Raw genomic sequence first — 21874 nt, forward strand, 5'->3', positions numbered from 1 at the left:
TTCCCGCGTCAGCCAAGGCTCACGCGGGAAGGCTCCGTCAGGTTCAGACTGATTCAGCTGGCAGCGGCATCGGCACCTTCAATTGCTGAAGTTGCGACTTGATCGCCGGCGCCGCGCATTTTGTCGCCGCTTCGGCCGGCGTCAGTTTGCGAATCGAGGTATAGAACAACTCGCAGGTCTTCTCTTTCTGGGTAACCTGCCAGGTCTGCGTGCATTGGCTCAGTTGCTGGGTCGGATCGGTATCGGGCTTGCTGCCCATCCCGGCTTGCCAGCATGCGGCGCTCAGGTCCTGTCCCATGACTTTCAAGCCCGCGGCATCTGCCTTGGCCTGGTCACCGTCATAGCTTTCAGGGTCGGCGGCGTACCAGATATAGCTGGGGTGATTGGAGCCGAGTACCGGAACCTTGACGCCTTCTGTCGGTGTGATGGTCGCCAGGCCGAGCACATTCACGGTCGGGCCGTATTGGGTCTTGATCCAGTTCCGAACCGGAGCGCCGAAGGCCACCATCGGCAGTGCATTGCCGCTTGCGTTCTGGCTGACCTGCTTGACCATGGTGGTCTGGTAGTCGTTAAAATAATCGTAGACGCCTTCCAGTGCCTGGCCGGCGTTGGACGGGGCGGCGATCGGCGCGATGTCGATGATCGTCTGGTAGGCCGGCGTCTGGTCGGCGGCAATGCCATTGGCGGTCAGCAGCGTGGCCCAGCGGTCGGTAGTGGCCGATTCGAGGTAATCCTGGGCCTGGGTCAGCGAGTAATCCGGCGGGAAGTGCAGCAACTCGACGCTCTTGCGGTTTTCCAGGGCCATGCCCAAGGGCAGGAACAGGTACCAGTTGTAGGCCCACTTTTTGTCATTGTTGAGTTTCGTCGCGCCGTTGTACGCCAGGTCTCCGGCGTTGAGCAGCGCGGCCAGCGGTTGGCCGTAGCTTTTCGGCACCCCGCTGATGTTCGCGTAGACGATGTCGTTATCGCGTTTGACGCTGACCTTGGCCGCGCCGTAGCCGTCGCGCTGTACGCTTTGGGTCAGGTAATGCTCGACGGTCTGCTCCAGCGTCCAGTTGCGAAAACAGATGACGTTGCAGTTGTTAGGGTAGGCGAAGAGACGGGTGACACGTTCGGTACTGCCCAGTTGTACATCGATGTCGGCGGCATGGGCGGCGGCACTGAAGGCCAGGGCGGCGAGAGAGAATACGGCGAGTTTGGACATGCTCAGATCCTTTTCAGCGTGTGAGCCCTTTGAACAGGGTGTATCCATACTGAAACAGACGGAGCCGAAGAAGAAGTGGGCCGATGTAAATATCGGCCCTTTTTTATGGCTTTATGGCATCACGGGCGGCAAATAGGTCAGCGTGGTCCCCAGCGCCCAGAGCAGTACCAGCACCAGAGGGGTGTGCACCAGCAACTGTACAAACGAAAAACCGATCAGATCCCTGGCCTTCAGCCCCAGGACACCCAGCAGCGGCAGCATGTAGAACGGATTGATCAGGTTCGGCAGCGCCTCGGCGGCGTTATAGATCTGCACCGCCCAGCCCAGGTGATAGTTCAGGTCATTGGCCACCTGCATGACGTAGGGCGCTTCGATGATCCACTTGCCCCCGCCCGAGGGAATGAAGAAGCCCAGCACCGCCGAATAGACGCCCATCAACAAGGCGTAGGTGTCATGCGACGCGATCTGTACGAAAAAGGTCGAGATATGGTGGGCCAGCGTCTGCGCGTCGCTGCCCTTGACCGTGGTCAGCAGCGCGGCGATCGAACCGTACAGCGGAAACTGGATCAACACCCCGGTTGTGGTCGGCACCGCGCGGGCCACGGCGTCGAGGAAGCTGCGCGGGCGCCAGTGCAACAATGCGCCGAGCATGATGAACAGGAAGTTGTAGGTGTTCAGCCCGGAAATGGCACTGATCGCAGGCTTGGTCGAAAACTCGTGGAACAGCCAGCCGGCAGCCAGCAGCACCAGGGCGATGGTCAACAGCGGGCTGTGTTCCAGCCATTCTCCCGGACGGGTGCGAGGCTGCAATGCCGGCATGCTGAAGCTCGGATCGATCCCGCAGGCGGCGGCATCACGGGCGCTGTTGGGCCCTGGAGCGGTGGCGTAGGCGACGATCAGCGAAATCACGATCAGCGCCAGCAACATCACCCCGGACTGCCAGAGGAAAATGGTCTGGGTGAACGGAATGACGCCCGTGATGGACAGGATCGATGGCGGCAGGCTGGCCGGGTTGGCCTGCAGTTGCGCGGCCGACGAAGACAATCCCAGCGCCCACACCGCGCCCAGGCCCAGATAGGCGGCGGCACCGGCGGCGCGATAATCCATTTTCAAGTCGCTGCGCCGGGCGAGTGCCCGCACCAGCAGGCCGCCGAACACCAGCGACAGGCCCCAGTTGAGCAGCGATGCGACCATGGAAATCAAGGCCACCCAAGCTACCGCACTGCGGCCGTTTTTTGGAATCCGTGCCAGGCGATCGATCAGCTTGACGGCGGGCGGCGAACTGGCGACCACGTAACCGCCAATCACCACGAAGGCCATTTGCATCGTGAACGGAATCAGGCTCCAGAAGCCATCGCCAAACGCCATCGCCGCTGCCGTGGGCGTAGCGCCGATGAACTGCGTGGCGATTGCGACCACCAGCACCGCCAGCGCGGCGAAGACCCAGGAGTCAGGAAACCAGCGCTCGGCGAAACTTGAGCAGCGCAATGCGAAGCGGGCGGAGCGGCTGTCTTCGATGTCAGTGGTCACGGCAATCACCTCGGTTTTTATGGTTATGGGTATCTGGTGCGACGAAGCATCAGCGGTCGGACGCCAACGGTGGAACATTCCAATGACCGTGGAAGCCGGACCGGCGTTCGAGCGCCACTGGATTATTTTTCAGGCCGACCAGCGGCACTCTTCAGAAACAAATCGCCAAGCCGATGGCATGGGAACACAACAGATTCTCTGCCTGCCGGAGCATGCCCATGTTCAACACCCGCCTCAAGCAGGAGCTGCTGGCTCTTCGCCAAGAACTCTCGAGCATCATGCAAGTCAAGGAAAGCCTGGACCGAGAGATGTTGGCGCTGACCCTCGACGCCGAGGGGCGGGTGCAATCGGTCAATCAGAACTTTCTCGATGAGATGCACTACAAGAGCCAGGACCTGATTGGCCGCGCTGTCGAGGATCTGGTGCCGGCCTACCTGAGGTCCAACGAATTCCAGATTCGTTTCAAGACCGCGCTGACCCGCGGCGAGCACTTCTCCGGTGCCGTTCGCCTGGCACGAGGCAACGGCGACGAGGCCTGGCTACGCTCGATCCTCCAGCCGGTACGGGATGCCAATGGGCGAATCCGCTATTTCTCGATGTACTCCAGTGACCTGACCCGCACCATCGAAAATTCCCGCGAGCATGAAAACCTGATCGGCGCCCTGGTGCGTTCGACAGCGGTGATCGAGTTCGACCTGGGCGGCCACGTCCTGACAGCGAACGATCGTTTTCTCAATGCCATGGGCTACAACCTTGCGCAGATCAAGGGCAAGCACCACCGCACGTTTTGCGAGCCCGAGGAGTACAACAGCGCGGCCTACCAGAACTTCTGGAAACGCCTGAACAACGGGGAGTTCGTCGCCGGCCGCTTCAAGCGCCTCGACAGCAATGGCCGTGAGGTGTGGCTGGAGGCTTCCTACAATCCGGTACTTGACGCCAACGAGCGCCTTTACAAAGTGGTCAAGTTCGCGACCAATATCACCGATCAGGTCAACCAGGAAAAAGCCGTCGCGGAAGCCGCCAGCATCGCCTACAGCACGTCATTGCAGACCGATAGCAGCGCCCAGCGCGGAACCACCGTCGTGACCCAGGCGGTGGACGTGATGCGTGACCTGGCCCGACACATGCAAACCGCCGGTCAAGGTATCGAGGCCCTGAACGAGCAATCCCTGGTCATCGGGACCATCGTCAAGACCATCAGCGGCATCGCCGAACAGACCAACCTGCTGGCGCTCAACGCGGCCATCGAGGCTGCTCGGGCCGGTGAGCAGGGACGCGGTTTCGCAGTGGTCGCCGATGAGGTCCGGCAACTGGCTTCGCGAACCAGCCAGGCGACCGACGAGATCATTGGCGTGGTCCGCCAGAACCAGGACATGGCCCGCAATGCCGTGGCGCTGATGACCGATGGTCAACATCAGGCCGAACAGGGCCTGGCCCTGGCAGCCGAGGCGGGAACGGTCATCGTCGAGATCCAGGACGGGGCGAAAAAGGTGGTCGATGCGGTGAGCCAGTTCGCCAATCAGCTGTCGACTTGAGAACTTGCTGAGTGAGCCGCCTTCGCGAGCAGGCTCGCTCCCACGGTTGATCGGGGTTGTCACAGGTATCACGCAGATCCATTGTGGGAGCGAGCCTGCTCGCGAAGGCGTCAACCCATCCACCATCAAAGCAAGCGGGCCTCACCTGATCCCCGCGCGCTCAATCCCCCAGCGCCTCTCCCTCACGCCGCGGATCCGCCCCGCCAGCCAGTGAAGCCTTGCCTTGCGCATTGCGCACCCGAACGATGGCCTGGGTGCCGCTGGTCATGTCGATCTCGCTCACCGTGTGGCCCTGGTCTTTCAGCGCCTGGATCAGCGTCGGGCTGAACTGGCCCTGCTCCAGTTCGGTGGCGCCGTTGCGGCTGCCGAAGTTGGGCAGGTTGATGGCGGCTTGCGGGTCCAGGTTCCAGTCCAGCAGGCCGATCACCGACTTGGCGACGTATTCGATGATCTGCGATCCGCCCGGCGAACCAATTGCGGCGAGGAATTCGCCACTCTGGCGATCGAAGATCAGCGTTGGCGCCATGGACGATCGCGGACGTTTGCCGGGTTCGACGCGGTTGGCGACTTTCTGTCCGTTCTCTTCGGGTATGAACGAGAAATCGGTCATCTGGTTGTTGAGCATGAAGCCCTGCACCATCAAGTGCGAACCGAAGGCCGACTCCACCGTGGTGGTCATCGACACGGCGCCACCCTGGTCATCCACCGCCACCACTTGCGAGGTGGAAATGCGCAGGGGCGAGCGGTCCGGTGCGTAGGCCACCTGGATACCCGGCGGTGTGCCGGGCTTGGCAATACCCATGCTGCGTGGGCCGATCAGGTTCGCGCGACTGGCCAGATAAGCCGGATCGACCAGGCCCTTGAGCGGCACCGGGACAAAGTCCGCATCGGCGACATACTGGGCGCGGTCGGCGTAGGCCAGGCGTTCAGCCTCGGAAATCAGGTGCACCGCTTGCGGCGCCGGCTCGAGACCCGCGGGCTTGTCTGACGGTAGCGGTTTCAACGGCGCGAGGGCCGAGCGGCTGTCGCGATGTTCCAGGGCCTGCAATGTCCCGAGGATCTGCGCGACGGCGATCCCGCCGGACGACGGTGGCGCCATGCCACAGACTTGCCAGCGCTTGTAGTCGGTGCACAACGGCGCGCGTTCCCGGGCGGCGTAACCCTTGAGGTCGCTCAGCGAAAGGCTGCCGGGATTGCCATGGCCTTGCACCTTGGCGACGATCTCCGCAGCCACCGGCCCTTCATACAACGCGCTGGGACCTTCGTGGGCAATACGCGAAAGTACGCCGGCCAAGGCAGGATTTTTCAGCAGCGTGCCCACCGCTTTCGGGCTGCCATCGGCGTTGAGGAAATAGGCGGCCATCTCGGGCGAGCTGGGCAAGGCTGTATCGGCGGCGATCATCGAGTGCAGCCGGGGGGAAATCCTGAAGCCCTGTTCCGCCAGTTTGATGGCCGGCTCGAACAGCGTCGACCATTCCAGGCGACCGTGTTTGCGATGAGCCAGTTCCAGCGCGCGCAACACGCCAGGCGTGCCTACCGAACGGCCGCCAATCTGCGCGGCGGTGAACGGCATGGGTTTGCCGTCGGCCTGGATGAAGAGTTTTTCGCTGGCGCCGGCCGGTGCCGTTTCGCGACCGTCGTAGGTGCGCACCGCCTTGCCGTCCCACAGCACAATGAACGCGCCACCGGCGATGCCGGAAGACTGCGGTTCCACCAGCGTCAGCACTGCCTGCATCGCAATCGCCGCGTCGATGGCCGAGCCTCCACGCCGGAGCATTTCCCGTCCGGCCTCGGCCGCCAGAGGATTGGCCGCAGCGGCCATGTGCCGGTCGGCGTGGCGAGTCTGCAGGTCGGTGCGGTAGCCGGAAGCGATTTCCGGAGCGGTGGGCAATTGCGGGGCAGTCGTGGAGGCGGGCGGCGTCTTACAGGCAACAAGTGTCAGGGCGACGGCCAGCAGCGAAACGGCTGACAGGCGATGAAGATTCGGTTTGAGGTCTGAAAGCACGTGTCGCTCCATCCATGGGCCAGGGATATTGAGGCCGACTGTAGCGATACGGGACGTGGGGCGCAAATCAGCAAGGGCGTGCTTCTTTCAATAAGCGCTTCTCTGCGTCGCTCCGATAGACACGTCAGGCATTCTGCGCCTGGAGAAAAATGGAAAACAGCTCGGACTGGGACTTGATCCCCAGTTTGCTGTACATGTGCTTCTTATGGACTTTCACGGTCTCGACAGAAATTTCCAGCTTGCGGGCGACTTCCTTGCTGGAGCAACCACTGAGCATCAAGCGCCCGACATCCAATTCCCGCGCCGTCAATTGCGCGCCTTTGAGCTGCTGCACTGACGCTTCCAGCTGCACTCGCCAGTCGACTTGCGACGGTGCTGGCGCGAGGGCCACGACCTCATTGATTTCATAAGGCAGACGCTGGCGCAACAGGCCGAGTACCCAGGGCTGGATCAGTGACAGCAGCGCAATCTGCTCGCCACTGAAGCGCTGCTTGCTGCCCAACGACAGGCACAGCGTGCGGTCGCCTTCGAGCTGGCAATTGAACTGGATTTCATCGGATACCACGTTCAGCCGAAAGTAGCGTTGGTAATACTCGGTCAGCTCGAAATGTTCCGGTGCGACTTCCGAGAGGCGATACAGCCCGGTGCGCGACTGCTCGCGACAGGCGATGTAGAACGGATCGAGCAAATACAAACCGCGCAGGTAATCCTGGAACAACTGATCGGGGGTGCCGTCCGCGCCCGGGCACTCGGCGAACACTTGTGGGCGCTGGTCGGCACTGAAAAGCAGCGCCACCCAACTGTCAAAGGGCACGTACTGATCCAGCAGCCGTACCAGCTGCGTCCAGAAATTGGGCTTGTCCAAGGCGTCGATCAGTTGCCCGACCGAGCGGTGCCACGCGATGTCATCCAGCGAAAGTGTCATGCCTCTACCCCTATCGGGTTACCCCAGCGGCGTGATTTCCCGGCCGCGGGCTTGCTGCGCATACTGGCGCACAGACACCGAGCGGGCAATCTTTCTACCCGCCGATCAAGAACAAGGAATACCCATGAAAGTTGAACTTGCCCAGTTGGCGGGCCGTGATAACGCCACGGCCTACAACCTCGAACGCGCGCTCAAGGCGATTGCCGCGTGTGCCGCCGATACGCAGATGATCGTGTTCCCCGAAACCCACCTGATGGGTTTTCCGTCGCTTGAGACGGTGGCAGAAACCGCCGAACCGCTGGACGGACCGACCGTCAGCGCGGTGCTCGCTGCGGCTCGGGAACATGACGTTGCCGTGGTGATCGGCGTGGCCGAGAACGACCGCGGCCGCTTTTACAACACCACGCTGCTGATCACGCCACAAGGCATTGCGCTGAGATATCGCAAGACACACCTGTGGGCGTCGGATCGCGGGGTGTTCGAGGCCGGCGACCGTTACGCCACGTGTGAATGGAAGGGTGTGCGGGTCGGCCTGCTGATCTGCTACGACATCGAATTTCCGGAAACCGCCCGGGCCCTGGCGCAACTGGGGGCCGAACTGCTGATCGTCACCAACGGCAACATGGACCCCTACGGCCCGACCCACCGCACCGCGATCATGGCCCGCGCCCAGGAAAACCAGGCGTTTGCGCTGATGGTCAATCGGGTGGAGGAGGGCGACGGCGGGTTGGTGTTTGCAGGCGGCAGTGCGTTGGTGGACCCGCTGGGCAAATTGTTGTTCGAGGCCGGGCGGGAGGAAGGGCAGTTTGCGGTGGAGCTGGACCTGAACCAGCTGACGGCGGCGCGGCATGATTATCGGTATCTGGATGATCAGCGCCTGAAGTTGCCGGGGGAAATTATCGAGCATGCCTGTGGGTTGCGCGAGCTGCTGATTCCTGCGCGTTGATCCTGATCCTGTGTGGGTAGGGCTGACGCATTCGTGGGCAGGCCCGCCCCCACACTGGATGTGTGAACGCCAGAGTTCAACTGTGGGAGCGGGCCCGCCCGCGAAGAGGCCCTGGGCAGCAACATCTCTTTGCTGAAAAACCAGAACAACAACGTAACACCCGAAAACTTGCGCCGAACTCGGCTCTGCCATAAATCCAATAATTCGGAGTAGTCGCTCATGGCTCGTTTACAACGCACCCTGTCATTGGGGTCGGTGGTGCTGTTCGGCATCGCTTATATGACACCGATCATTGTCCTCGGCACCTTCGGCATCCTCGCTCAATCCACCGCCGGCATGGTCCCCGCCGCTTATCTCGCGGCATTGGTGGCGATGTTTTTCACCGCGATGAGCTACGGCCGCATGGCCGCAGCGTTCCCCGTCGCCGGTTCGGCCTACAGCTACGTGCGCAAGGCGATCAGCCCGAAACTCGGGTTCATCGCCGGTTGGGCGGTGCTGCTCGATTATCTGTTCCTGCCCATGGCGATCTGGCTGATCGGCGCGGCCTACCTCCATTCCGCATTCCCGGCGGTGCCGCAGTGGATCTGGGTGCTGCTGTTCATCGGCATAACCAGTGCGATCAATATCGTCGGTCTGAAACTGGCCAACGGTATCAACGCGTTATTGATGCTGGTGCAGTTCCTGGTACTGATCGCCTTCGTTGCGCTGTGCGTCCATTACATCGGCGGTGATGCGAGCACGCCGTTGTGGTCGGTCAAGCCGTTCTTCAACGGCGACATGCAGATGCCGCTGATCATGAGCGGTGCGGCCATTGCCTGTTATTCATTCCTCGGGTTCGACGCGGTCAGCACCTTGACCGAAGAAACCCGCGACCCACGCCGGACCATTCCGCGCGCGATCATGCTGATCACCCTGATTGGCGGATTGATCTTCGTCAGCGTGTCGTATTTCGTGCAGGTCGCGCATCCGTCCTTCCAGTTCGACAGCGTCGATGCGGCGGCCTATGAAATTGCCCGCAATATCGGTGGCGACCTGTTCGTGTCGATCTTCCTGATCGGCCTGATCGTTGGTCAGTTCGCGTCGGGGCTGTCGGCTCAGGCCAGCGGCTCGCGCCTGCTGTTCGCCATGGGCCGTGACGGTGTGCTGCCAAAATCCTTCTTCGGTACCTTGCATGAGCGTTTCGGGACGCCGATCAACAGCATCCTGTTGTGCGCAGTGGTCGCGTTGCTGGCGCTGAAACTGGACGTCACCACCTCCACCTCGTTCATCAACTTCGGCGCGTTCCTGGCGTTCAGCCTGGTGAACCTGTCAGTGATCTTTCACTACTGGATCGGCGCAGAAAAGAAGGGCCCGCGTGAATTCGTATTGTTCCTGCTGTTCCCGTTCATAGGGCTGGCAGCGGATGTGTGGCTGATGGTCAGCCTCGATCACCTGGCGATCTATCTTGGCCTGAGTTGGCTGGCGATCGGCGTGGTGTACCTGGCGGTGCTGACGGGCGGCTTCCAGCGCCAGCCACCGGAGATGGATTTCCAGGAGACTGCATAACCGCACTGCAACCTGGAGGGATATACGAAGGAGGGGAGAAGGAGATACAGCCAGAAACAAGAAAGCCCGCACTAGGCGGGCTTCTTGTTGTTCAAAGGCATTCGAAAACATCTTTGAACAGGACTTGGTGGCTACACAGGGACTTGAACCCCGGACCCCAGCATTATGAATGCTATGCTCTAACCAACTGAGCTATGTAGCCAAGTGGCGCGCATTATTCGCTGGTAACGAAGATGTGTCAAGCGTGAATCAAAAATATTTCTCTGCGCTTTCAACCGCTTATCCATCCCCGCCGCCAGCGCTCGTCAGCCGAGTTGAAATCTCCCCGTGTTCGCGCTCAAGGCCTGGCTGCCTTGGCTCAATGTGTCCGCCGCCAGGTTCACGGCGCGGGCACCTTCCAGCAAGCGCATGGCGGCCTGATCCACCTGTTGGATATTGCCGCTGACTTCGTCGGCGGTGCTGGCCTGTTCGTCAACCGCGGTGGCGATTTGCGCCAGGGTATCGGTGACGCTTTGCACGGCGCTGGCAATTTCGCCCAGTCGTTCGCCAAGCCCGGTGACGGCTTGGGCGTCGGTCTGGGCCTGGCCGCAGGCGGCTTCCATCAGGCTGACGGCCTCGTTGACCGTGGCGCGCAGGCTGTCGACGGTGCCGGCAATCTGCTGTGTCGAGGACTGGGTGCGCTGCGACAGGCTGCGCACTTCATCGGCAACCACGGCAAACCCGCGGCCTTGTTCGCCGGCGCGGGCGGCCTCGATGGCGGCGTTGAGCGCCAGCAGGTTGGTCTGCTCGGCCACGCCACGAATGGTGTCGACCACCAATTGGATCTGCTGGCCCTGCTCGCTGACCCGGCCCAGCGCCGCGGCGGTTTCGTTGAGACGCTGGTTGAGTTGCTGGATGCTCGCCGTGGTGCGTTGACTGTCGCGACTGCTGTCGGCGGCGATCTGGCGGGTCTGTTGGGCGCTGTCGGATGCCTGTTCACAACTTCTCGCGACGCCTTGGGACGTTGCCGCCAGTTGCGTCGCGGCAGCGGCGATCTGGCTGATCTGTATCTGTTGTGCCTCGACCTCGCCCAGGGCTCCGCTGGAATGGGTGTTGAGGGTGCGCACGGCATCGCTCAGTTGCAGGGTCTCGTGGTCGACGCCCAGCAGGCTGTTGCGCAATTGGACCACGGCGACGTTGAGAGCGGTGCTGATCGCCGCCAGTTCGTCGCGGCCCTGCACCGGCACTTGCACGCTCAGGTTCCCGTCACGCAGGGCTTCGGCCAGCACGGTGATGCCGCTGGCGCTGCGCCGGATCGAGGTCTGCAGGCAGATGAACAGATACAGCGCGGCCAGCAGCAGGCAGCCCAGCACGGTGGCCACCAAAGTGAATTGACGGATCGCCGAGCTGTGATAGTGCTCCAGCCGGTTATCCAGAGCGGTCAATGATTGTTGGCGCAGGGTCGCCAGATCAAGGAGGAGGGCATCCATCTGTTTCTCGAAGCCTTCCGGCTTGAGATTGATGGCGCCGCCGAACACGCCGTCATCGAGGATTTTCAAACCACCGTCGAGGTTTTTCAGGCTGCCCTGGAACTGGCCGGCCCAGGTTTGCAGCTCGCTGGGCAGGCGCGTTTCCAGCAGCGCACCGGTCTTGACCAACTGGTCCCGGGCATCGCCGATGCGGCTGCGCAAGTCGCGCAGTTGCAGGCGGCTCTGCAAAGTGAACTGGCCTGATACCACCGAGGCCTGGCCAACGCTGGCCAGGCGGCCGACACGTTCGATCAGGTCGGGTGTCTGCTGGGTCGAGATCTGGGTCAGCAGGTAGGTTTCCAGCCAGGAGGCGAGCGTCAGGCGATTGTCCATGACGATCTGTTCACGCAACGCTTGCAGCGCGCCGAGGGCCGCGGTGAAGCGATCATAGCCGTCCGGCCACCAACCGACGGTGCCGAGGCTTTTAGAATCCAGGCCGTTGAGGCTGGTTTGCAATGTCTGATAGCGGGCGAGGGTGTCGGCCTCCGCGCCTTCGGCTTGCAGGGTCGCGCCGAGGTCGCTGGCGGCCTGGTTGAGCGCCGGTTGCACGGCATCGAACGCGGCCATGGCGGCCAGTGTCGCCGGGGTCGGTTGGCGGTTGGTTTCCGTTGCTCTCCAGCGCGCCGCGCGATTGCGCTGGGCGGCGAGCAGGTTGTCCAGGTTGTCCAGCGCCAGCAACTGACGCACCCCGGCACGTTCCCCGGAAATCAGGTTGAGCTTGTCCCGGTAATCCTGGCCGATCAGCCACAGGCTGCCCATGAGCGGCAGGATGAACAACAGGAACAACAATTGGAATTTACGGGCGAAACCAAAATGCCCGAGCAACCGGATGCCCGGTGATAAAAAAGCCTGCATGCCCATACTCCCCTGGACACCCTTTGCACTGTTTTTGTGCGTTTCGACACGCTTGTCGAAACAGGTGCCCTTTTAAAAGGCCTCGAAAGTTTGTCCAGGCTGGCTCTGTGGGCCTGCTCTGTAGCGAAACTTCCCATTCTCGGTCCCCTTTGTAAGGAGCCGCGTCGTAGAGCATAAACAAGGCAAGATTCAGACCATGGCGTTGCGCTATCACCTTGTTCGGCGACTATTTTTTATAGGTAGATAGCAAGCTAAGGGGATAGCCTTGCCGCACCGAAAAATGGCACATTGACGCACCTGCCCGTGTGCACCCATCCGCCGTATGGAAACTCCCATGGCTATCAGCAATACCCAGGCCGACACGACGTCGCCAGCCGCTACGCCTCAAAGCAGCCCGTTAGTCATGCGCATCATTGGTGCGGTGGCGCTTGCCCATCTGATCAATGACCTGATCCAGGCCGTGCTGCCGTCAATCTATCCGATGCTCAAGGAAAGCTACGGCCTGACGTTTACCCAGGTCGGCCTGATCACGCTGACCTTCCAGCTCACGGCCTCGCTGCTGCAGCCCTGGGTGGGTTACCACACTGATCGACACCCCAAGCCCTGGCTTTTGCCGGCAGGAACAATCTGCACCTTGGTCGGTATCGTGATGATGTCGATGGTCGGCAGTTTTGCCTTGATCCTGCTGGCGGCCGGGTTGATCGGGATCGGCTCCTCAACCTTCCACCCCGAGGCGTCGCGCGTGGCACGCCTGGCCTCCGGCGGCCGCTACGGCCTGGCGCAATCGACGTTCCAGGTGGGCGGCAACGCCGGCTCCGCCTTCGGGCCGTTGCTGGCGGCGGCGATCATCATTCCCTACGGGCAGGGCAACGTGGCCTGGTTTGGCTTGTTCGCGCTGTTCGCCTTGTTCGTGCTGTACCGCATCAGCCGCTGGTACGCCAATCACCTGAACCTGTTCAAGCTCAAGCAAGGCCAGGCGGCGACCCACGGCTTATCCAGGGGCCGGGTCTTGAGCGCCTTGGTGGTGCTGGGGTTGCTGGTGTTTTCCAAGTATTTCTACATGGCCAGTTTTACCAGCTACTTCACTTTCTACCTGATCGAGAAATTCGACCTGTCGGTGGCGTCTTCCCAGTTGCACCTGTTCCTCTTTCTTGGCGCGGTAGCGGCCGGAACGTTTTTTGGCGGACCGATCGGTGACCGGATCGGACGCAAGGCGGTGATCTGGTTCTCGATCCTCGGCGTGGCGCCATTCACGCTGATCCTGCCTCACGTTGATCTGCTGTGGACCAGTATCCTCAGCGTGGTGATCGGCTTCATCCTGGCCTCGGCATTCTCCGCCATCGTGGTGTATGCCCAGGAACTGGTGCCGGGAAATGTCGGGATGATTGCCGGCGTGTTCTTCGGCCTGATGTTCGGTTTCGGCGGGATTGGTGCCGCGCTGCTGGGGCACCTGGCAGACATCCGGGGCATCGAATATGTGTACTGGTTGTGTTCGTTCCTGCCGCTGCTTGGGGTGCTGGCGATTTTCCTGCCGAGGACCAAAAAGGCCTGAGTCGGGCGCAATGCTCCTTCCTGATATTCGTTTCTGACCGTGGCGAGTGAGCAAGCGTCCCCGCTACGGTCCTCAGACACTCGCGATAATCTGGCACGGATGCGGACGGTGAGGCTTCTTTGTTACTCTGAGCCTTCTATCATGGACGGATATTGGACACGCTATGGCTGGACACGCCCCTTCACGCCTTGGACAAACACTGCTGGGCCTGCTCTTCGCCCTGATTGGCATTGTTTTGTTGGGCGGCACCGTTCTTCTCATCCTTGAACGCCACGAATTTCTCGCCCGAGCGCAGATCGCCGATGGCATCGTCAGTCGGTTGAATGCCGGTGGTTCTCACCCCGAAGTCGCGTTCACTACCGGCAAAGGTGAAAAAATTTCCTACCCCCAGGGTGGCTTCATCTTCGGCTATGAGCCGGGGCAGCCGGTGCGAGTGTATTACTTGCCCGAGCAGCCGGCCGACAACCCCCTCATCGTTGATCGAGGCGCCCTGTGGGGGACGCCTGTGATGCTGGGGGCAATGGGGCTGTTCTTCACGCTGGTCGGCTCGCTGAAAGCCATCCGCCAGCGCGGTCGCGGTGCGGTTCATTCACTTAAAGGACTTTGAACGTATGAGCTATAACATCCCGATCCCGGTCAACAAAAGTCGCTGGACATATCAGACCGCCAGCGGTGGCGGTCTGACCGTGGTCATGGTGGCGGGCAGTGGCGGTTCGATCATCCTGCGTTCGCCCCAGGGCGAGGACATCAGTTACCGCTATGGCGGCGTCGGTGTAGGTGCGGGAATTGGCGCGCGATTGCCGCGCTTTGGCAAGATCAATATCCAGATCAAGGGCAAGAGCGTATCGGGTGCGGGTGCGGCGGAGTCTTTTTTCAGCATTGGCCGGGTGTTTGTCAGCGACGCCCTGGCCGATCGCGACCTCACCAGCGACGATATCACGGGGCCTTGCATGTATACCGAGGCGGGCTTCGGCTTGGTGGGAGGCGTTTCGGGCACTGCTCTGCTGTTCGGGCTCGATCCGAAGCTGTTGGCGTTGTCGGTGGCCCTGAGCTCCAACCCGGCGACCTCGCTCATTGCGTCCGCCACCGTCAGCCGCCGATTGGCCATGTCAGCCAAGGGAGCGCTGCTCATGGGGGGCTTGAACGCTGGCCTGCAGGCCGGTGGTGGCGCTGCGATCTATATGGGCTATCTTTTTTAGCCACGGCGGGGTTGATCGCACAAGGCGCTTTCCATCCACTGTCATTGATCCGTAGCCGTTGCCAGGTTCGAATAGACGAATCACCCTTCACCTGACTGAGACGTTGGCTCGCTCCATGTACGGGAGCGAGTCGATGATGCTGGTCACCAACACTCCCCGACGCCAGATCAGCGTCCTTTGGTCGTCTTCCTCCAGCCGCAAGTGAACTTGCCGCTCGTTGATATCTCCGTAAAAAAGCGATCATCTCGATCAACTCCGACGAGGCCAGTGGCCACCAAAACCACTGGTCTTGCTCATGCTTGGGCGGCGTGCAAACCCTGATCGCTTTACTAGAGTGACGAATCCAGCACCCATTTAAAGGATTAAACCATGGCAACTACCGATAGCACGGGAACCAGTTCCCATATCGTGAGAACGGGCCCGGGCACTGTCCAGGTCGACCTCACCGGCCAATCCGATGACAACCAGAGCATCATTATCCAGCCGGACGGCAAGATACTGATTGGCGGTTATACCGAATACCTGGCATGGGGTTACCCCGGCGCGCCAGGCGAGGAAAGCTACGGCTACGAACAGAACCATTCGGTTGTCCGCCTGAACGCCGATGGCAGCCTGGATACCGGCTTCCACGACGGCGGCGTCGACATTGTTCCTGCCACAATAGCCCCGTCGTCCCGCTACGAGCTGACGGCGGTGCAGGCCGATGGCAAGGTACTTGTCGCTGTCGCGCTGAACACCGGCATACAGGTGGAGCGCTTCAACAGCGACGGGACACGCGATGCAGCCTTTGGTCAGAACGGCGCCGTGACGGTCGCCATTAGCCATGACTTCAAGGACATCGACCTGACAGCCAACACGGACGGCACCTTCCAGGTCAGCGCGCGCGGGTTCGACCAGGCCACTATCACCAAGGTCGGCGATGACGGCACCTTCGTCGACGGCTTTGGCAGCGAGGGCGTGCTGACCGTCAACGTTGCCGAAGACCCGTATTTCAACGGAGCAATCTCTACTGCGGTGCAGGCCGATGGAGGTGTCGTGGTCGGGGCTGCCTACGATGCCGCCGGGGCGGGTGATCCGACGTTCGCATTACAGCGCTACAACCCCGACGGTCAATTGGACACCCGTTTTGGTGACAACGGTGTCCTGCACTTGAGCGCTGCGATGGGTTTTGGCGAAGACTCGACGGTCACTATTCAGGCTGACGGCAAGATCGTTGTCATGGGCCACGCTCAGGGCGGTACCTTGGCCACCATCGCGCGGCTTAACGCTGACGGGTCCTTCGACAGCCACTTTGGCGATAACGGCAGGGTGACCTTCGAGGCCGACACGCCAGTGGCATTGACGGTACAGGCAGATGGCAGGATCCTGGCCGCCGGCACGAGCAACGGCGATTTCAATGTCATCCGCTTGAACGCCGATGGCAGTCTGGACAGCAGTTTCGGCAGCCAGGATGGCAAGCTCCATGTGGATGGGTACGCCGGTGAGGAAATCCTGCGGGGGACCGCTGCCGCCGAAATCATCCACGGCCTGGCCGGCGACGATGTGCTCCAGGGCAATGGCGGGCGTGACGTTCTGCAAGGTGGCGCTGGCGCGGACATCTTCCGCTTTACCGAACTGGGCGACAGTTTCCGCACGGCTGCGCTGAACAATAGCGACCGGGTCCGGGACTTCGATGTCTCACAGGACCGCATCGACCTGATTGGCCTGGGCTTCACCGGGATTGGCGACGGCCATGACGGCACCTTGGCCATCCAGGCCAGCGCGGACGGCACCCGCACGTACCTCAAGAGCTACGACGCCGATGCCGCCGGGCAACGCTTTGAACTGTCCCTGGACGGCAATCTGGTAGGGCAACTGAACAGCACCAATCTGGTGTTTACCGCGCCCACCGTCGAAGGTACGTCTGCCAACGATACGATCACCGGTTCGGCCTTGTCAGAGATCATCCGTGGCCTGGACGGCAATGACCGTATCAACGGCGGCGCCGGAGCAGACGTCATCATCGGTGGCGCGGGCGCCGACCGTCTCAACGGCGGAGACAGGACCGACATTTCGTTGTGGACGGACAATCGGGAAAACGCCGACGTATTCCGCTATCTCTCCACCGAAGACAGCTACCGTACCGACAGCCAGAGCTTTGCCGACCTTATCGAAGGCTTTACCGTTGACGACAAGATCGATGTATCGGCACTGGGCTATACCGGCTTCGGAGAGGGGACGGACACGACGCTGAAGTTGGTTTACAACGAGGCATTGGACCGCACTTACCTGAAGGATGCGGAAGCGGACGCGCAAGGCCATGCGTTCCAGATTGCGCTGGCTGGGGACTGGCGGGAAAGCCTTGGCGAAGACAACATGGTCTTTGCTCCCGCTGCGGCTCCCGACGCCGAATTAGGCCTGATCGGGGTGGTGCCAGACGTCGATCAATGGCATTTGTTGAGTTGACGCCCATAAAAAAACACCGCGTGACAATTGCTGCCACGCGGTGTTTTTTTTATTTCAAACGTTGAAGCGGAAGTGCATCACGTCGCCATCCTTGACGATGTATTCCTTGCCTTCCAGACGCCATTTGCCGGCTTCCTTGGCACCGGCTTCGCCCTTGTACTGGATGAAATCCGAGTAGGCGATGACTTCGGCGCGGATGAAGCCTTTTTCGAAGTCGGTGTGGATCACGCCGGCGGCTTGCGGGGCGGTCGCGCCAACACGAACGGTCCAGGCGCGGACTTCTTCGACACCGGCGGTGAAGTAGGTCTGCAGGTGAAGCATTTCGTAGCCGGCGCGGATCACGCGGTTCAGGCCAGGCTCTTCCAGGCCCAGGGCCTCGAGGAACATATCCTTCTCTTCACCGTCGTCCAGCTCGGCGATTTCCGCTTCGATCTTGTTGCAGACCGGAACGACCATGGCACCTTCTTCTTCCGCGATGGCCTTGACCACGTCCAGATGCGGGTTGTTCTCGAAACCGTCTTCAGCGACGTTGGCGATGTACATGACCGGCTTTGTGGTCAGCAGGTGGAAGCCCTTGATCACCAGTTTTTCATCGGTGCTCATGTTCTTCATCAGGCTGCGGGCAGGTTTGCCTTCAGTGAAGTGGGCGATCAACTGCTCAAGCAGGCCCTTCTGGACTACTGCGTCCTTGTCGCCACCCTTGGCGTTGCGAGCGACTTTCTGCAGTTGTTTTTCGCAACTGTCGAGGTCGGCAAAGATCAGTTCCAGGTCGATGATTTCGATGTCGCGTTTCGGGTCGACGCTGTTGGAAACGTGAATCACGTTTTCGTCTTCAAAGCAGCGCACCACGTGGGCGATTGCATCGGTTTCACGGATGTTCGCCAGGAACTTGTTGCCCAGGCCTTCACCTTTCGAGGCGCCCGCCACCAGGCCGGCGATATCGACGAATTCCATGGTGGTCGGCAGGATGCGCTTGGGGTTGACGATGGCTGCCAGAGCTTCCAGGCGCGGGTCGGGCATCGGCACGATGCCGCTGTTCGGCTCGATGGTGCAGAAGGGGAAGTTCTCGGCCGCGATCCCGGATTTGGTCAGGGCGTTGAACAGGGTGGACTTGCCGACGTTAGGCAGGCCGACGATGCCGCAATTGAATCCCATGGTGTTTCCCCTCGGATAAGTGTCAAGCCTTCTGGCTGTGCAGGTTTTTCATCGCACGGTTCCATTCACCGGCGAGGATATCCGGCAGCACGCCGAGGGCAAAATCGATGCTGGCATCGAGTTTTTCCTGTTCGGCGCGAGGCGCGCGACCCAGGACAAAGTTTGAAACCATACTGGCAACGCCCGGGTGGCCGATGCCGAGCCGCAGGCGGTAGAACGTATTCTGATTGCCCAGTTGCGCGATGATGTCGCGCAACCCGTTGTGACCGCCATGGCCGCCGCCCTGCTTGAGCTTGGCAACGCCCGGAGGCAGATCGAGTTCGTCGTGGGCCACCAGGATTTCTTCAGGCTTGATGCGAAAGAAACCGGCCAATGCCGCCACGGCCTGACCGCTGCGGTTCATGTAGGTGGTGGGAATCAACAGGCGAACATCCTGACCTTGATGCGAGAAGCGCCCGGTCAGGCCGAAATATTTGCGATCGGCAGCCAGGCTGACGCCTTGGGCGTGCGCGATGCGCTCAACAAAAAGGGCCCCTGCGTTATGCCGGGTCTGTTCGTATTCAGCGCCTGGATTTCCCAGGCCAACGATCAGTTTGATGGCAGTCACGATAGGGGCCCTTCCTGGAGTGTGGATAACATGTCGCGGTCAGGTGTATGGCGACAACGAACGAAAATTGCGGATCTACCGTTAAGTAAACTTCGCGTTCTTGCCCGTTGTCTCGCTACGTTCCAGTCCGCGATGTTTCCGGTCACCCCGGCGACAGAGTGAAATTACTCTGCAGCGCCTTCTTCAGTAGCTTCTGGAGCAACACGTGGAGCGTGGACGTTGGCAACAGCCTTGTCATCACCGTGAGCCAGGGCAACAAACTCAACGCCTTTAGGGGCCTTGAGGTCGGACAGGTGAATGATCGTGCCGATTTCGGCGTCAGCCAGGTCGACTTCGATGAATTCAGGCAGGTCTTTCGGCAGGCAGGAAACTTCCAGCTCGGAAGTCACGTGCGAGATCTCGCCGCCTTTCTTGACCGGAGCAGCTTCGTTGATGAAGTGCACTGGAACAACAGCAGTCAGCTTCTGACCGGCAACAACGCGGACGAAGTCAGCGTGCATCACGTGGCCTTTGGCCGGGTGACGCTGCAGGGCTTTGATCACGACGTTTTGCTTGGTGCCACCAACGTTCAGCTCGATGATGTGGCTGTAGGCCGCTTCGTTTTCGAGCAGTTTGGCAACTTCTTTGGCCAGCATGCTGATGGACTCAGGGGCTTTGTCGCCACCGTAGACTACAGCTGGAACCAGGCTTGCGAGACGACGCAGGCGGCGGCTCGCACCTTTCCCCAGGTCGGAACGCACTTCAGCATTCAGAGTAAAATCGTTCATGTTGTATCTCCAAAATAGCCATGACCGAGTGGCGTTTGCGACCAGCGCCAGGCACGGTATGGGCAAAAAAGCCCCGCCCCGACAGGTGATGCCGGGGCGGGGCGCTTTTCGTCAACGAGACATCCTGGAAAGGGCAGGGCCCTTAACGGAACATCGCACTGATCGATTCTTCATTGCTGATGCGGCGAACCGCCTCGGCAACTACCGGCGCGATATCCAGTTGACGGATACGCGCACAGGCTTGTGCTGCGGCGGACAGCGGGATGGTATTGGTTACCACCAGCTCGTCCAGCACGGAATTTTCAATGTTTTCGATCGCTCGACCCGACAGCACAGGGTGTGTGCAGTAGGCAAAGACCTTGGCAGCGCCATGCTCTTTCAGGGCCTTGGCCGCGTGGCACAGGGTGCCGGCGGTATCGACCATGTCATCGACCAGAATACAGGTGCGCCCTTCGACGTCGCCGATGATGTGCATCACTTCGGAGTGATTGGCCTTCTCACGGCGTTTGTCGATGATACCCAGATCCACGCCCAGGGATTTGGCAACAGCCCGTGCACGCACGACGCCGCCGATATCCGGGGACACGATCATAAGGTTTTCGAAGCGCTGATCTTCAATGTCATCCACCAGGACCGGGGAGCCGTAGATGTTGTCCACGGGAATATCGAAGAAGCCCTGGATCTGGTCAGCATGCAGATCGACCGTGAGTACACGATCGATGCCGACCACGGTGAGCATATCGGCGACGACTTTCGCGCTGATAGCCACACGTGCGGAACGCGGACGGCGATCCTGACGGGCATAACCAAAGTAAGGAATAACAGCAGTAATACGAGTAGCCGAGGAGCGGCGGAAGGCATCAGCCATCACGACGAGTTCCATCAGGTTATCGTTGGTCGGAGCGCAAGTCGGCTGAATAATGAAGACGTCTTTACCGCGAACGTTTTCATTGATCTCGGCAGTGATTTCGCCGTCGGAGAACTTACCGACAGAAATGTCACCGAGAGGGATATGCAGCTGACGTACTACACGCCGAGCCAGATCGGGGTTAGCGTTCCCCGTAAAGACCATCATCTTGGACACGCGCAGTACCTGAAGGCTGAGGGTATACCTGGATGAGTATAGGAAAATGGCAGGGGCGGCTGGATTCGAACCAACGCATGGCAGGATCAAAACCTGCTGCCTTACCGCTTGGCGACGCCCCTGTATCTGTTGCTGCGAGTGCCCAGCACTCGATTCCTTTTAGAGCAGACTTTGCAGCTTGCGATGCAACATCGAAACGTTGCTTCCCTTTGCTACAAACCCTGTAAGGGTCTCTGTCAGAAGGGCCGAGACTTTATCAGCTTCAGCTTTGCTTGGGAAGCCCCCAAACACACAACTTCCAGTTCCGGTGAGTTTTGCTTCGGTAAATTTACCTAACAAATTCAAAGCGTTACGAACATCTGGATAACGCCTTGCTACCACCGGTAAGCAGTCATTTCGACTGTTTCCCTTGGGAACGGGGCGCACTTTAATGGGCTCCGAGTTACGTGTCAACAGCGGATCTGAAAAAATTTCTGCTGTACTTACAGATACTTGCGGCACCAGTACCAGATACCAGGGTTCTTCGGGTTCCACCGGGGTGAGTTTTTCCCCGACGCCCTCGGCAAAAGCCGCGTGGCCACGCACGAAAACCGGTACGTCGGCGCCCAGTGTCAGGCCCAGCGCTGCCAGGCGATCCAGGTCCCAGCCAAGCTGCCACAAATGGTTTAGGCCCAGCAGAGTCGTCGCCGCATTCGAACTGCCGCCACCGATACCGCCGCCCATGGGCAGGATTTTTTCGATCCAGATGTCGATGCCCAGTGAACAACCGGATTGCTCCTGGAGTTTTTTCGCGGCCTTGACGATCAGGTTGCTGTCATGGGGTACGCCGTCGAACTCGGTGTGAAGATGGATCACGCCGTCATCGCGTACGGCAAAGGTGATCTCGTCGCCGTAGTCGAGGAACTGAAAAATCGTCTGCAATTCGTGGTAACCGTCCGGACGCCGGCCGAGGATATGCAGCATCAGGTTGAGCTTGGCCGGGGAGGGCAGCGTCAGGCGTGTTGCGCTCATG

At 60.5% G+C, this 21874-nt stretch carries 16 protein-coding genes, 2 tRNA genes and 2 pseudogenes; 8 read left to right on the forward strand and 12 right to left on the reverse strand.

Annotated features, from left to right (window positions below; genetic code table 11):
* Nucleotides 1-43: 43 nt before the first annotated feature.
* Both J3P84_RS04895 and J3P84_RS04900 read right to left on the reverse strand, forming a co-directional pair.
* The gene (locus tag J3P84_RS04895; RefSeq protein ID WP_434628304.1) at nt 44-1204 is read right to left on the reverse strand and encodes a hypothetical protein; all 1161 of its coding nucleotides are present in this window, start codon (nt 1202-1204) and stop codon (nt 44-46) included.
* A 111-nt stretch (nt 1205-1315) separates the two neighbouring features.
* On the reverse strand, nt 1316-2734 hold the full coding sequence (locus tag J3P84_RS04900; protein ID WP_434601839.1) for a short-chain fatty acid transporter: 1419 nt from the start codon (nt 2732-2734) through the stop codon (nt 1316-1318).
* Between the two features lie 374 nt (nt 2735-3108).
* Here J3P84_RS04900 and J3P84_RS04905 point away from each other — a divergent pair.
* Both J3P84_RS04905 and J3P84_RS04910 read left to right on the forward strand, forming a co-directional pair.
* Nucleotides 3109-3681 (forward strand): annotated as a pseudogene (locus J3P84_RS04905) (PAS domain-containing protein); the annotation flags it as partial.
* A 156-nt stretch (nt 3682-3837) separates the two neighbouring features.
* Nucleotides 3838-4269: pseudogene (locus J3P84_RS04910) on the forward strand (methyl-accepting chemotaxis protein); the annotation flags it as partial.
* A 160-nt stretch (nt 4270-4429) separates the two neighbouring features.
* Here J3P84_RS04910 and ggt read toward each other — a convergent pair.
* Together ggt and J3P84_RS04920 are read right to left on the reverse strand one after the other, a co-directional pair.
* A complete protein-coding gene (gene ggt / locus J3P84_RS04915; protein ID WP_434628307.1) occupies nt 4430-6274 on the reverse strand; it encodes a gamma-glutamyltransferase in 1845 nt (614 codons plus the stop codon).
* A 124-nt stretch (nt 6275-6398) separates the two neighbouring features.
* The gene (locus J3P84_RS04920) at nt 6399-7199 is read right to left on the reverse strand and encodes a response regulator transcription factor (protein WP_434571828.1); all 801 of its coding nucleotides are present in this window, start codon (nt 7197-7199) and stop codon (nt 6399-6401) included.
* 124 nt (nt 7200-7323) lie between these two features.
* Here J3P84_RS04920 and J3P84_RS04925 point away from each other — a divergent pair, with 124 nt between their 5' ends.
* Together J3P84_RS04925 and J3P84_RS04930 are read left to right on the forward strand one after the other, a co-directional pair.
* Nucleotides 7324-8145, forward strand: a complete 822-nt coding sequence (locus J3P84_RS04925) for a carbon-nitrogen hydrolase family protein (RefSeq protein ID WP_434628311.1) — start codon at nt 7324-7326, stop codon at nt 8143-8145.
* A 219-nt stretch (nt 8146-8364) separates the two neighbouring features.
* Nucleotides 8365-9690: an APC family permease gene (locus tag J3P84_RS04930; protein WP_434571831.1), complete on the forward strand. Its 1326-nt coding sequence runs from the start codon at nt 8365-8367 to the stop codon at nt 9688-9690.
* A gap of 125 nt (nt 9691-9815) precedes the next feature.
* Here J3P84_RS04930 and J3P84_RS04935 read toward each other — a convergent pair.
* Together J3P84_RS04935 and J3P84_RS04940 are read right to left on the reverse strand one after the other, a co-directional pair.
* Nucleotides 9816-9892, reverse strand: a tRNA-Met gene (locus J3P84_RS04935).
* A gap of 103 nt (nt 9893-9995) precedes the next feature.
* The gene (locus J3P84_RS04940; RefSeq protein WP_434628315.1) at nt 9996-12053 is read right to left on the reverse strand and encodes a methyl-accepting chemotaxis protein; all 2058 of its coding nucleotides are present in this window, start codon (nt 12051-12053) and stop codon (nt 9996-9998) included.
* 334 nt (nt 12054-12387) lie between these two features.
* On the opposite strand from J3P84_RS04940, the gene J3P84_RS04945 reads away from it, so the two are divergent.
* From J3P84_RS04945 to J3P84_RS04960, 4 genes are all read left to right on the forward strand, one after another.
* Nucleotides 12388-13605 carry an MFS transporter gene (locus tag J3P84_RS04945; protein ID WP_434571834.1) on the forward strand — a complete coding sequence of 406 codons (1218 nt, stop codon included), beginning with the start codon at nt 12388-12390 and terminating at the stop codon, nt 13603-13605.
* A 163-nt stretch (nt 13606-13768) separates the two neighbouring features.
* The gene (locus J3P84_RS04950; protein ID WP_434628319.1) at nt 13769-14212 is read left to right on the forward strand and encodes a DUF3592 domain-containing protein; all 444 of its coding nucleotides are present in this window, start codon (nt 13769-13771) and stop codon (nt 14210-14212) included.
* A 4-nt stretch (nt 14213-14216) separates the two neighbouring features.
* A complete protein-coding gene (locus J3P84_RS04955; RefSeq protein WP_434628322.1) occupies nt 14217-14804 on the forward strand; it encodes a hypothetical protein in 588 nt (195 codons plus the stop codon).
* 369 nt (nt 14805-15173) lie between these two features.
* On the forward strand, nt 15174-17249 hold the full coding sequence (locus J3P84_RS04960) for a calcium-binding protein (RefSeq protein WP_434628325.1): 2076 nt from the start codon (nt 15174-15176) through the stop codon (nt 17247-17249).
* 54 nt (nt 17250-17303) lie between these two features.
* Here J3P84_RS04960 and ychF read toward each other — a convergent pair whose 3' ends face one another.
* The 6 genes from ychF to ispE all read right to left on the reverse strand — a co-directional run bounded on the left by ychF (nt 17304) and on the right by ispE (nt 21873).
* A complete protein-coding gene (gene ychF, locus J3P84_RS04965; RefSeq protein ID WP_060740647.1) occupies nt 17304-18404 on the reverse strand; it encodes a redox-regulated ATPase YchF in 1101 nt (366 codons plus the stop codon).
* Between the two features lie 22 nt (nt 18405-18426).
* Nucleotides 18427-19011: an aminoacyl-tRNA hydrolase gene (pth, locus tag J3P84_RS04970; RefSeq protein WP_047735973.1), complete on the reverse strand. Its 585-nt coding sequence runs from the start codon at nt 19009-19011 to the stop codon at nt 18427-18429.
* Nucleotides 19012-19175: 164 nt separating this feature from the next.
* A complete protein-coding gene (locus J3P84_RS04975; protein ID WP_186612429.1) occupies nt 19176-19778 on the reverse strand; it encodes a 50S ribosomal protein L25/general stress protein Ctc in 603 nt (200 codons plus the stop codon).
* Between the two features lie 142 nt (nt 19779-19920).
* Complete coding sequence (locus J3P84_RS04980; protein ID WP_003171603.1) at nt 19921-20862, reverse strand: ribose-phosphate pyrophosphokinase; 942 nt, start codon at nt 20860-20862, stop codon at nt 19921-19923.
* A 47-nt stretch (nt 20863-20909) separates the two neighbouring features.
* Nucleotides 20910-20984: transfer RNA gene (locus J3P84_RS04985), tRNA-Gln, on the reverse strand.
* Nucleotides 20985-21021: 37 nt separating this feature from the next.
* Entirely contained in the window at nt 21022-21873 is an 852-nt protein-coding gene (ispE, locus tag J3P84_RS04990) for a 4-(cytidine 5'-diphospho)-2-C-methyl-D-erythritol kinase (RefSeq protein WP_434571840.1), read from the reverse strand.
* Nucleotide 21874 lies beyond the last annotated feature (1 nt).

This window comes from Pseudomonas sp. Z1-29 (assembly GCF_051131995.1).
Lineage (GTDB): Bacteria > Pseudomonadota > Gammaproteobacteria > Pseudomonadales > Pseudomonadaceae > Aquipseudomonas.

Coding starts and splice junctions, on each gene's coding strand:
- J3P84_RS04895 (WP_434628304.1), bottom strand. CDS start 1,204: ATGTCCAAACTCGCCGTATTCTCTCTCGCCGCCCTGGCCTTCAGTGCC.
- J3P84_RS04920 (WP_434571828.1), bottom strand. CDS start 7,199: ATGACACTTTCGCTGGATGACATCGCGTGGCACCGCTCGGTCGGGCAA.
- J3P84_RS04925 (WP_434628311.1), top strand. CDS start 7,324: ATGAAAGTTGAACTTGCCCAGTTGGCGGGCCGTGATAACGCCACGGCC.
- J3P84_RS04930 (WP_434571831.1), top strand. CDS start 8,365: ATGGCTCGTTTACAACGCACCCTGTCATTGGGGTCGGTGGTGCTGTTC.
- J3P84_RS04940 (WP_434628315.1), bottom strand. CDS start 12,053: ATGCAGGCTTTTTTATCACCGGGCATCCGGTTGCTCGGGCATTTTGGT.
- J3P84_RS04945 (WP_434571834.1), top strand. CDS start 12,388: ATGGCTATCAGCAATACCCAGGCCGACACGACGTCGCCAGCCGCTACG.
- J3P84_RS04950 (WP_434628319.1), top strand. CDS start 13,769: ATGGCTGGACACGCCCCTTCACGCCTTGGACAAACACTGCTGGGCCTG.
- J3P84_RS04955 (WP_434628322.1), top strand. CDS start 14,217: ATGAGCTATAACATCCCGATCCCGGTCAACAAAAGTCGCTGGACATAT.
- J3P84_RS04960 (WP_434628325.1), top strand. CDS start 15,174: ATGGCAACTACCGATAGCACGGGAACCAGTTCCCATATCGTGAGAACG.
- ychF (WP_060740647.1), bottom strand. CDS start 18,404: ATGGGATTCAATTGCGGCATCGTCGGCCTGCCTAACGTCGGCAAGTCC.
- J3P84_RS04975 (WP_186612429.1), bottom strand. CDS start 19,778: ATGAACGATTTTACTCTGAATGCTGAAGTGCGTTCCGACCTGGGGAAA.
- ispE (WP_434571840.1), bottom strand. CDS start 21,873: ATGAGCGCAACACGCCTGACGCTGCCCTCCCCGGCCAAGCTCAACCTG.